This window comes from Olsenella sp. oral taxon 809 str. F0356 (genome assembly GCF_000233535.1).
Classification (GTDB): domain Bacteria; phylum Actinomycetota; class Coriobacteriia; order Coriobacteriales; family Atopobiaceae; genus Olsenella_I; species Olsenella_I phocaeensis.
Map to the genome: position 1 here is coordinate 1,246,955 of NZ_JH376563.1, position 11,138 is coordinate 1,258,092.

The window sequence follows — 11,138 nt, forward strand, 5'->3', positions numbered from 1 at the left end:
CGGCAGACGGGTGGCATGCGTCCGACACATCTACGAAAGGATTTGCAAATGGCAGAAGGCAAGGGATATTTCTCGCGCTCCTGGGCGCTCATAGGCAAGGAGCCCGGCTGGTACAAGGTGCCGCTCGTAATGGGCATCGCCAACTTCGTCCCCATCGCAGGTCCGCTCGGGACCTCGGGCTACGTGTTCGAGTGGTCGCGACTCATCGCCTGGGGCGCCGATGCCGCGCCGAAGCGACGCGGCATCGGGGTGGGTGAGTGCATCAAGAGCGGGTGGCGTGGCTTCGCGTCCACGATTGGCTGGGGCGTGCTGCTGGGAATCATCATGTCACTGGTCGCGAGCATCAGCCACGGCGGCGTGGTGCCGTTCCTCCTGTCGCTCGTCATTGGGGTGTTCGGCGGCACGATTCTGGCGGTCTGCTGCGTGAGGGCGGCCATCTACCAGAACTTCAAGGCGGGCTACAGGGCCGACCGCATCTTCGAGATGCTCAAGAGGGACTTCGGCGGCATCGCCAGGATCGCGGGCCTCTGCATCCTGATCTCGCTGATCATCGCGCTGGCCGTGTACCTGATCGCGCTCATCGCGTTCATCCCCCTGATCACGAGGGCGATCGGCATGGCCGCCTACACCAGCGCCTACTCCTACTCGCCATACCTGGATGACTCGTACTTCATCTACAACGAGATCATCTCCATGATCACGGGCATGATTCCGATGATGCTGGTGATTGGCTATCTGGGGTCGGTCGCGACCTCGTTCGCGGGCCTCGTCGAGTATGCGGCGGTGGGCCTGTGGATGAGGCAGTTCAACGTTCCTGCCTGGGGCGCGAGCGGAGACCCCCTGCCTCAGGACCTGATGCTGCCCGGCGCCACGGCGGACCCCGTCGTTCCGGTGGACCCGACCGCAGGCGACGGCAGTGTCGTGGACGCCACGCCGGTCGACACCGCCGACTCTGCCGCTGAGGTCGTCACGCCCCTGGACGTGCCGGCTGCGGCTGCGCCGGTCGTTGCTGCGGCTGCGGATGCCGCTGCGGCGCCAGTTGTCGCGGACGAGGAGGCCCCCGTGGTCGAGGATCTCACCGCAGTCGCGCCGACGACCGTGGTACCGGCGGAGCCGGCGGAGGACGTGGCTGCCGACGCTGCCGACGCAGCGACCTCCGGCAAGCCCGCGGATGCGGCCTCCGACGCGGTTTTGGACGTGGACGCCGACGCAGCCTCCGATGTGGAAGCAGCCTCCGGTGACGCCACGGACGAGGGCACGACCCTCTAGGCCGTCCGGTACATCAACCGGCTCTTCGACGACGCCCGGGGTCGCATCGCGCGGCCCCGGGCGTTGCAGAATGGTGGCGACCTGGTATAGCCGTTCCTCTCGCCCCCCGATGTGCTACCATACGCCGAAGGCAATGACGGAGAGGTTCGCAGCCCGCGTCGCCAGCGGAGAAGAGAGGGCACCCACCGGCTGAGAGGTGCCTCCAAGGCTGGGCTGCGAAGTTCACTCCACCAGCCGCGACCTCAACGCAGCGCTCGCCGCCGCAAGTAGGGAAGCCGTAGGCCCCACGGCACGGGGCGGAAGAGCGGGCGGTCGCGAGAGAAAACGCGACGCCAATCAAGGTGGTACCGCGGAATCATTCCGTCCTTGGGCTTGTGGGCCCGAGGACGGTTTTTCGTTCTTGGGCAGGAGGGCGCCGGCAGCCTGCCGGCGGCGACGAGAGGGGTTTCCAAACATGGCAATGTCCGACGACCTGAGGGCCATCCAGGATCAGGTGGAGGAGGGGCTCAAGGGAGCCACCACCCTCGACGCCCTGGAGCAGATTCGCATCGCCGCCCTGGGCAAGAAGGGTTCCCTGACCGCGCTCATGCACATGATGGGCAAGGTCCCCCCCGAGGAGCGCCCCGCCATGGGCAAGCTCGCCAACACCGTGCGCGCCAACGTTGACGCCGCCATCGCCGGTCGCAAAGAGCAGCTGGCTCGAGCCGTGCTCGACGCGCGCATCCAGGCCGAGGCCGTGGACGTGACCCTGCCGGGCCGCCGCCTGACCCCGGGCACCCAGCACCTCATCAGCCAGATCCGCGAGGAGATCGAGGACATCTTCGTGGGGCTCGGCTACACCGTCGAGGACGGTCCCTTCGTGGAGACCACCTACTACAACTTCACGGCGCTCAACGCCCCCGAGGACCACCCCAGCCGCTCGGCCAAGGACACCTTCTACGTGGAGGACCGCGCGCCCGAGGGCAAGGCCCAGCACGTCCTGGGGGAGTCGGACGTCCTCCTGCGCACCCAGACCTCCGGCGTCCAGGTGCACGTGATGGAGGAGAAGAAGCCTCCCATCTACATGATCTGCCCGGGCACGGTGTTCCGCCCCGACACCGCCGATGCCAACCACCTGCCACAGTTCACCCAGGTGGAGGGCCTGGTCGTGGACGAGGGCATCACCTTCGGTGACCTCAAGGGCACGCTGGACTACTTCTGCCGCGAGATCTTTGGCAAGGACCGCGCGACCCGCTACCGCCCGCACTTCTTCCCCTTCACCGAGCCCAGCTGCGAAGTGGACGTGTCCTGCGGCGTCTGTCACGGCAAGGGCTGCCGCTTCTGCAAGAACACCGGCTGGCTCGAGATCCTGGGCTGCGGCATGGTCGACCCCAACGTCTTCGACTACGTGGGCATCGACCCCGAGAGGTACTCGGGCTTCGCCTTCGGCATCGGCGTGGAGCGCGTGGCCGCGCTGCGCTACGACCTGCCCGACCTGCGCATGCTCATGACCGGCGACATGCGCTTCTTGAGGCAGTTCTAAGTCCGCAGACCCCGCGCCACCAAGACTTCCGCGCGACCAAGAAGGAGAATTCCATGCGCGTCTCTTACGAATGGCTCAAGACCATGGTCGACCTGCCCGACGACCCCCAGGAGCTGGTGCGCGAGTTCGTCCGCACCGGCACCGAGGTCGAGGCCGTCGAGTGCGTCGGCGCCGACATCACCAAGGTGGTCACCTCCCAGGTGCTCGAGAAGGTTCCCCATCCCGATTCTGACCACATGTACGTGTGCAAGATGGACGTGGGCGCGCATAACCTGGGCGCCGACGGCAAGCCCGAACCCCTGCAGGTGGTCTGTGGCGCCCAGAACTTCGAACAGGGAGACAAGACCGTGACCGCCCTCGTGGGTGCCACGCTCCCTGGTGGCGTCACCATCAAGAAGGGCAAGCTGCGCGGCGTCGAGTCGCGTGGCATGAACTGCTCCAGCCGCGAGCTGGGCCTGGATGGCGACCACAGGGGCATCATGATCCTGCCTGCGGACACGCCCGTGGGCGTGGACTTCACCGAGTACATGGGGCTCAGCGACACGGTGATCGACTGCGAGATCACGCCCAACCGTCCCGACTGCCTCTCCATGCTGGGCATGGCCTCTGAGGTCAGCGCCATGCTGGACGAGCCGACCCACGTCGAGCTTCCCCAGATCAGGCACGAGAGCGCCGACTTCGGTCGCAGCTCCGACCTGGTGGACGTGCGCATCGACGACAACGATCTTTGCGGTCGCTATACCGCGCGCGTGGTGCGCAACGTGAAGATCGGTCCCAGCCCCGAGTGGCTGGCCCGTCGCGTCATCGCCGCCGGCAGTCGTCCCATCAACAACGTGGTGGACGTGACCAACTACGTCATGTACCTCACCGGGCAGCCCCTGCACGCCTTCGACCTGGGCAAGCTCACCGAACGCGACGGCAAGCGTCACGTCGTGGTGCGCGCGGCGGCCGATGGCGAGAAGGTCGTGACCCTGGACGGCGTGGAGCGCGAGCTCACCAGCGACATGATCGTGATCACGGACGACGGCAAGGCCCCCGTGGCCTTGGCTGGCGTCATGGGCGGTCTCGACTCCGACATCGACGAGGGCACGGTGGACGTCCTTCTCGAGAGCGCCGTGTTCGAGAAGGGCCACATCAGCCGCACGAGCCGCAACCTCGACCTCATGAGCGAGGCGTCGATCCGCTACGAGCGCCAGGTGGACGGCAGCGGCTGCGCCCGCGTCTCCGACGTGGCCGCCGCCCTCTTCGAGGAGTGCTGCGGCGCCCAGGTCTGCGAGGGCAGGGTGGACGAGTACCCCGCCCCCGTGGCCGCGTCCCGGCTCACGCTGCGCCCGGAGCGCGTGCGCTCGCTCTGCGGTGCGCCCATCGAGGACGAGTTCATGGCCTCTCGCCTGCGCCTGCTCGGCTGTGACGTGGTTGCGGGGAAGGACGGTGCCCTCGAGGTGACGACCCCCACCAACCGTCCCGACCTCACCCGCGAGGTCGACCTGGTGGAGGAGGTGCTGCGCCTCTGGGGCGAGGGCGACGTGGAGCCCACCCTGCCTGCGGCCCGCAACCACGCCGGCGGCCTGACCGAGGAGCAGCGGACGCTCCGCAAGATCGGCTCGACCCTGCGCGCCGCTGGCCTGAGCGAGACCTCCACCTACAACTTCGCCGACCCCCAGGAGCTCGAGCTCCTGGGCATGGGCGAGACGGGCAAGGGCGTGCCCGTGCGCATCCTGCGCCCGCTCGTCGCCGACCAGAGCGAGATGCGTCGCGACATGCTGCCCGCCCTCCTGCGCTCCGTCGCCTACAACCGCGACCACGGCGTGAAGAACGTCCACCTGTACGAGGTCGGCCGCGTCTTCTACGGCCACGAGCACAGGAGCCAGCCCGATGAGCCCAGCATGGTGGCCGGCGTGCTGAGCGGCTCCTGGACGGACGACGCCTGGAACCAGAAGACGGGCGAGCTGGACTTCTTCGACGCCAAGGGCGTGGTCGAGACCCTGCTCGAGGCCCTGCGCATTACCAAGGTCCGCTTCCGTGCGGCCGACCCCGAGGCCTATGGCTGGCTGCAGCCGGGCCGCTCCGCCGAGGTGCTGGCCCAGGGCGAGCTCATCGGTTGGGTGGGAAACGTGCACCCGCGCTCGCTCGAGGCCTTTGGCATTGACGACGCGGTCGTGGCCTTTGAGCTGAGCGTCGCGGCGCTGCTGAGGCTGGCCAAGGACGAGCTGCCCTACGAGGACGTTCCCACGCTGCCCGGCGTCTCCATCGACCTGGCGCTGGTGGTGGACGAGGGCCTGAGCTACGAGCAGGTCATGCAGCGCATCAAGAGCGCCGGCGGCAAGCTCCTGGCCAGCGCGGAGCTCTTCGACGTGTACCGCGACCCCGTGAGGGTGGGCGTGGGCAAGAAGTCGATGGCCTTCTCGCTTGAGTATCGCGCGGCAGACCACACGCTGACCTCCGAGGAGGTGGAGAAGGCGCACGGCAAGCTGGTGGCCAAGGTGACCAAGTCCACCGGGGGAGAGGTGCGCGGCTAGGGGGCGCTGGGGCGCCGGGCGCTGCGTGGCGTGGTGCTGCGGCGTGGTGCTGCGGCGTGGTGCTGCGTGGCGTGCAAGCGGCGCCGTCGTGACGGCCACACCGCTTTGTGGCGCGCGGGCGGCTACGAAGCGGTGGCGCTTCGGCGCTTCATAGTGCGAGAGTGGTAGAGAATCGTCTGGATGTCGGCCGGTGGCTCCGAGTGGGCCGCCGGCCGCCTTCTCGCTGCGTTTGGACGCCTGCCACGACGTCGTGTGTGGGCAACTCTCGTCCGTGACAACGTCCAACGCGTGCTTGATTTCACCGACTGCGCCCAACGCGTGCGTCCTCGCCATCCAAAGCGTCCAATGCGTCCGAGGACCCTGCATTTGCCCAGTTGCTGCATCCGCTTCAGACGCGTTCGACGTAGTCGACGTATTGCGGGACGCGTTGGACGTTGCTGATGCATCGGCAGACGCGTTCGACGTAGTTGCCGCTTCGGGAGACGCGATGGACGTTATGGCTGCGCCGTGAGACGCGTTCGACGTTTTCGATACGAGAGGAGACGTGTGCGACGTAGTCAGTGGAGAGGGACGCGCGATGGACGTAGTGGGCGGGGGAGAGGCGCGTGTCTGACGTTGCTGGTACGGAGAAGCGCGCGGCGTGCGCGAGGCCGCTCGCGTCAGACGTCGCCCCGTCCGCTCGCGTCAGGCATCGCCCCCGTCGGCGCGGCGCGCGCAAACGTCCTATGATGTTCCAATGCCGAGCTGGAACATTCATAGCGCCCACGTGGAAGCCCTCCTGAAGAAGCGGAGCCCCCAGGAACTGGGGATACGTAACGTCAACGCCTTTCTCTTCGGCAACTTCCTGCCCGACGTCTACGTGGGCTACATGGTCAAGCCCACCACGCGCATCATCGTCTACAACGACACGCACTTCGCGGACCCAAACTTCGTGCCCGAGCCCCGCTACTGGGAGTTCTGGCGCCGCTTCGGCCTGCCCAGCGCCGATGCCGACGGTCGCGTGTCGGACCTCGTGCTGGGTGCCTGGTGCCACCTCGTGGCAGACAACGCCTACAACCACGACGTGAACGCCTTCATCGAGGGCATGGGCATCCGTCCGGGCGAGACGACCCGCATCCGCAAGCAGGGGGACTTCGACCTCTTTGGCCGCACCCTCGACCTGCGTCTCGAGTGCCACCTGGACGACGAGCTCGTCCGACAGGCCCACGCCTTCCCGCAGTACCCCGTGCTCGAGCCCGACCTCAGGGCGAGCGTAGCTGCCGCTTCCGCCATCGTGCGCGACAACCGCCTGCATCACGTGGACGGAACGCCCGCCTACAGCATGCTCACGCCAGAGCTCTTTTCCAACATGTTCGAGGAGGTCCAGCAGCGCATGCTCGAGGGCCTCCTGGCCTACGCCGAGCAAGGCGCCTCGGCGGAGCCCCTCAGAAGGGAGGGCCCCCGTGCCCGACGCCGCTAGCAACAGCGCACCGAGCGCCCCCGTGTTCGGCAAGCAGGGAGGAGAGCTGCTCTACGTGCAGGTCTCCGACTTCGTGAGGGAGAAGATCTACTCCAAGGACTGGGGCGTGGACGAGCCCATCCCCTCGGAGCACGAGCTCATGGACATGCTCCACCTCTCGCGCGGGACGGTGCAGAAGGGCGTCCGCCAGCTGGTGGACGAGGGCCTGCTCGTGCAGCAGCGAGGCCGCGGGACCTTCGTGGTACAGCCGGTCATGGCGCGTCCGTCGTCCAACCGCCTGCTATCGTTTGGCGAGTCGATGGGGCATCAGGGAATCGACTTCACCACCCGCGTCATAGAGTGCGAGGTGCGCGCCGCCGGCCCCCTCTGCGCCGAGAACCTGCAGATCGAGCCGGGCAGCGACTACCTATACTTGAGCCGCGTGCGCTACGTGCGCAAGCGCGCGGTCATGTTCATCGAGAGCCACCTCAACCTGGGCGTTTGTCCGGGGCTCGAGGGAGCCGACTTCACGCGAGAGGGGCTCTTCGCCGCCGTGCAGCGCACGAGCGGCCACGAGATTGGCCGCTCCGAGATGGTCTACACGGCCCGCACCGCCGGCAAGGTGCGCGGCGGCCACCTGGAGTGCGACGAGCACGCGCCGGTGCTCGAGCTCGACCAGCTGGTGCGCCTGGACGACGGAACTCCCTTCGAGTGGGGCAGCGTCTGGCTGCCGGCGAACCGCTGCGTCATCAGCAACGAGACCCGCCGCGCGTAGGAGTCGCCTGCGCCATGCGTGCAGTCAGTCGCGCTCGAACGCTCGTCTCGCTTGGCACGCACGAGTGCTGCCAGCGTGCGTCGCGCACGCCGAAGCGCACGACTTTCTCAACTTGCACGCCGAAGCGCACGGTCCGCTCAACACGCACGCTGAAGCGCACGCTCCGCTCAACGCGCACGCCGAAGCGCACGGTCGCATCTGCGTTTGCCCAGTTGGCGGGAGAGGTGTCTGTGCGTTCGAGCGTGGTGGATGAGAACGGCGTGCGCAATGGCGTGGTGGGCGAGGTGCGCGTGCGCAATGGCGTGATGGGCGAGAACCGCGTGTGCGTAACAGCGTGACAGGCGAGAGGGTCGTGCGCAACAGCGTGCCCAGGCGAGAGGAGCCGCGCCCGTGCCAGCCTAGCCAGCCTAGCGCTCGCAGAGCCAGTAGCGCACGCCCAGCGGCGGGACCTCCGAGCCTCCGCCGAAGTCGTGGTCCTCTCCCGTGATGACGTCCACGGCGCGACCGCAGCGCGCGTCGAAGTGGAAGGTGTGGGGCTCGTCCGCCGCGTTGACGGCCACGATGAGCCGCTCGTGCTCGCTCTGGCGCTGGAAGAGGAGCTGGCGCGGCTGGCAGTCGAGCTGGGCGTAGTCTCCCCAGGCGAGCGCCTCGGCGCCGGGGTGCCCGGGCCTTCTGCAGGCCGCGAGCGACGCGACCCAGCTCGTGAGGTCGTTCCACTCCGGGGCGTCCAGGGCGGGGCGCAGCTCGTAGTCGCCGAAGTGCTGTTCGCCCTCGACGCCCCACTCGCTGCCGTAGTACACGCAGGGGACTCCGGGCATGGCGAAGAGCAGCCCGTAGAGGGCGGGGAGCTGCCTGGGGTCGTCCAGGCGCGTGGCGATGCGCGGCACGTCGTGGTTGTCCACGAAGTTGAGCAGGTGCCTGCCAGTGTAGAGGTCCCAAGGATGGCTGCCGCTCTGGCGCTCGAGCGCATAGGCGACCTCGTGCATGTTCGCCGCGTTGAGCGAGGACCAGAGGCCCTTGTACGCCTCGTAGTTGGTGACCGAGTGGCAGAGCTCGTCGCCCATCCACTGCCTGTAGTCGCCAAACATGGTCTCGCCCACGAGGACGAACTCGGCGTCCCTCTCGCCCAGCCGCCCCCTGCGCGCCTCGGTGAGCTCGTTGGCGATTCGCCGCAGGTAAGCGAGGTAGCCGCGGTCAAGGCAGTAGGCCACGTCCAGGCGCAGCCCGTCCACGTCGAACTCGCGCTCCCACTGGCGGATGACGTCGGCGAGGTAGTCGTTGAGCGCGAAGTCGGAGTGGTTGAGCTTGACGAGGTAGGGGACGCCCTGCCAGCACTCGTAGCTCAGGCCGTCGTCCCACTCGTCGTTTCCGCCCCAGTCGATGTTGAACCAGCCTGCATAGGGGCTTGCCTCCCGGTTCTGGAGCACGTCGCGGAAGGCCCAGAAGTCGCGGCCCACGTGGTTGAGCACGGCGTCCAGGAGCACCTTGATCCCCGCCTCGTGGCAGGCGTCGACGAGCGCGCGGAGGTCGTCATTGGTGCCGAGCCTGCGGTCCAGCGTGAGGTAGTCAATGGTGTCATAGCCGTGGCTCGAGCTCTGGAAGACGGGGTTGAGCATGAGGCAGCTCGCGCCCAGCCTGGACATGTGGCCCACCCAGCCGTCGTCAATCAGGCGGCGCAGGCGCCTCTCGGGCTCGGACGCGCCGTCGTTCTGGTGCGGCGCCCCGCAGAGGCCCAGGGGGTACACCTGGTAGACGACCGACTCCTCGTACCAAGACATGGCAGGCTCCCCTCTGCTCCGGCCCCGGCCGGGCGGCTTGCGCGGGTGGTGGACGCCGCCGCGACGCGGCACCTGGCATCCGTCCGCCCGCGGCGCGTTGGATGTTCTGGCCCTACATGATAAGGGTGAGACGCCAGCCCGAAGCCAGCGTCCCGCCCAGCGGTCCCCTGTGTGGCCTGTGGCTACATCGCCATCGTGGTGGTCTGCACGTAGGCGCGGGTGGCGTACTCGCGGTCGAGGTTGAAGAGGCCGCGGGGGTCGTTGCCGAAGAGCTCGTAGTCCTTGATCATGTCGGAGGCGTTGGTCTCCTCCTCGCCCTGCTCCTTGATGAACCAGTCGAGCAGATTCATGGTGCGGTAGTCGTGGAGCTTGTGGGCGGCGGCGAAGCAGTCGTTGATCGATGCGGTGATGAACTGCTCGTGGCCGAGGCCAGCCTTGAGTACGGTGAGGTCGTCGGTGAGGGCCACGTCGGGCTTGGCGATGGCCTCCATGGTGGGGACGAAGTCGTTGTCGAGCAGGTAGCGGCGGAGGATCCTGGCGTGGTCGAGCTCCTCCTGGGACTGGATGACGTACCAGTTGGCATAGCCCTTGAGGCCGCGGTCCTCGAAGAAGTCGGCGAAGGTCATGTAGAGGTAGGCGGAGTAGAGCTCCTTGTTGATCTGCTCGTTGAGGCTGCTGGTGACGCTGGAATCGAGTGCCATGTGGTTCTTCCTTTCGAAGGGGCCTGCGTGTCGGTGCGGGCGACCGAGTCGGGGTCTCGCCCGCGCTGGCGTCTTGCGTACGTATGGCTTATACCCAAAGGGTGGGTGGCTTTGGCCGCTTGGCCGATTGACACGAAAACTCTTCCCGAGGAGGGGCCATGGGAGCGCGCGGCGACACCCCTGCGAGCACGCTGGTGGGAAGCGAGAGGCGCCTTGCGCCCCTGAGCTGGGGCACCTGTCTTGGGGCGTCGGCCCTCTCGGCCGCACTGCTGTGGAGGGCGGCGTGCGTGCCCGCAGACGCGCCTGGCCTCGCCTCCGGGTCTGCGTCCGCCGGTCTGGCGTCGCGCGCGGGGCTCTTCGCCTGCGTGCTCGCGACGTTGCTTCCCCAGCTGTGGAACCTCGTGGCGCTCGCCGCCGATCGGGGCAGGGCGAGCTTCGGCATGATTCCCTGGGCGCTCGCGTCGCTTGCCCCCGCCGGCCTGGCGTGCCTCCTCGCCGGCGCACGCGGCGGATGGTGCCTCGTCGCCCTCGCGTCGCTCGCGCTGGGCGGGGCGGTCGGGCTCTTCCTGCTGGCGGGCCTCGTGGCGCTGCGTGCGGCGTACCGCTCCCGACCGGACGTCACCGGCGTCCGTGCCGCCATAGTGCTGGGCGCCGGCGTGCGCGACGGTCGTCCCGGACGGACGCTCGAGCTCCGCCTCGCCCGCGCGCTCGGGATCTGGCGCGCGCATCCCAAGCTGCTGCTGGTCTGCACGGGAGGCGCGGGGGAGGGTGGCCGGAGCGAGGCCTCGGTGATGGCGGATTGGCTGGGCGAGAGGGGCGTGCCCGCGTCGTCGCTGCTCGTGGAGGACGAGGCGGCCAACACCCGCCAGAACCTCGAGCTCTCGCTCGCGCTGCTGCGTCGGAGGGGCTGCGGCTTGGGAGAGCGCGTCTGCGTCGTGTCGAGCGACTGCCACCTGTTCCGCGCCCTGCGCGAGGCGCGAAGGCTGGGGGCCGACTGCGTGGGCGTCCCCGCCGCCACGCCCCTCGCGAGCCTGCCCCAGCAGTGGGCCCGCGAGCTTCTCACCCTGGCGCTTGGGCGCTGAGGCCCCGCCATCGCGCTCCTGGCGGCCCGTCGTCCGCTGCGATTGACGCCGCCG

General features: G+C 68.3%; 9 protein-coding genes. 7 read left to right on the top strand and 2 right to left on the bottom strand.

What is annotated here, in order from left to right; translation table 11 throughout:
* Window positions 1–48 precede the first annotated feature (48 nt).
* The 6 genes from HMPREF1008_RS05690 to HMPREF1008_RS10450 all read left to right on the top strand — a co-directional run bounded on the left by HMPREF1008_RS05690 (window position 49) and on the right by HMPREF1008_RS10450 (window position 7,861).
* A complete protein-coding gene (locus HMPREF1008_RS05690) occupies window positions 49–1,269 on the top strand; it encodes a DUF4013 domain-containing protein (protein ID WP_009278902.1) in 1,221 nt (406 codons plus the stop codon).
* 454 nt (window positions 1,270–1,723) lie between these two features.
* The gene (gene pheS / locus HMPREF1008_RS05695; protein ID WP_009278903.1) at window positions 1,724–2,791 is read left to right on the top strand and encodes a phenylalanine--tRNA ligase subunit alpha; all 1,068 of its coding nucleotides are present in this window, start codon (window positions 1,724–1,726) and stop codon (window positions 2,789–2,791) included.
* Between the two features lie 53 nt (window positions 2,792–2,844).
* On the top strand, window positions 2,845–5,310 hold the full coding sequence (gene pheT, locus HMPREF1008_RS05700; RefSeq protein WP_009278904.1) for a phenylalanine--tRNA ligase subunit beta: 2,466 nt from the start codon (window positions 2,845–2,847) through the stop codon (window positions 5,308–5,310).
* 766 nt (window positions 5,311–6,076) lie between these two features.
* Complete coding sequence (locus HMPREF1008_RS05705; RefSeq protein WP_198003156.1) at window positions 6,077–6,769, top strand: hypothetical protein; 693 nt, start codon at window positions 6,077–6,079, stop codon at window positions 6,767–6,769.
* Window positions 6,753–7,523 (top strand): GntR family transcriptional regulator, encoded by a 771-nt coding sequence (locus HMPREF1008_RS05710; protein WP_009278906.1) that lies wholly within the window; start codon window positions 6,753–6,755, stop codon window positions 7,521–7,523. Before HMPREF1008_RS05705 ends, HMPREF1008_RS05710 begins: the two co-directional genes overlap by 17 nt.
* Before the next feature lie 14 nt (window positions 7,524–7,537).
* On the top strand, window positions 7,538–7,861 hold the full coding sequence (locus tag HMPREF1008_RS10450; protein WP_009278907.1) for a hypothetical protein: 324 nt from the start codon (window positions 7,538–7,540) through the stop codon (window positions 7,859–7,861).
* Between the two features lie 69 nt (window positions 7,862–7,930).
* Here the strand turns inward: HMPREF1008_RS10450 and HMPREF1008_RS05715 are convergent, their stop codons facing one another.
* Together HMPREF1008_RS05715 and HMPREF1008_RS05720 are read right to left on the bottom strand one after the other, a co-directional pair.
* Window positions 7,931–9,301, bottom strand: a complete 1,371-nt coding sequence (locus HMPREF1008_RS05715) for an alpha-amylase family glycosyl hydrolase (RefSeq protein ID WP_009278908.1) — start codon at window positions 9,299–9,301, stop codon at window positions 7,931–7,933.
* Window positions 9,302–9,483: 182 nt separating this feature from the next.
* Complete coding sequence (locus tag HMPREF1008_RS05720) at window positions 9,484–10,002, bottom strand: ferritin (RefSeq protein ID WP_009278909.1); 519 nt, start codon at window positions 10,000–10,002, stop codon at window positions 9,484–9,486.
* A gap of 158 nt (window positions 10,003–10,160) precedes the next feature.
* On the opposite strand from HMPREF1008_RS05720, the gene HMPREF1008_RS09905 reads away from it, so the two are divergent.
* On the top strand, window positions 10,161–11,084 hold the full coding sequence (locus HMPREF1008_RS09905) for a YdcF family protein (protein ID WP_009278910.1): 924 nt from the start codon (window positions 10,161–10,163) through the stop codon (window positions 11,082–11,084).
* Window positions 11,085–11,138: the final 54 nt, after the last annotated feature.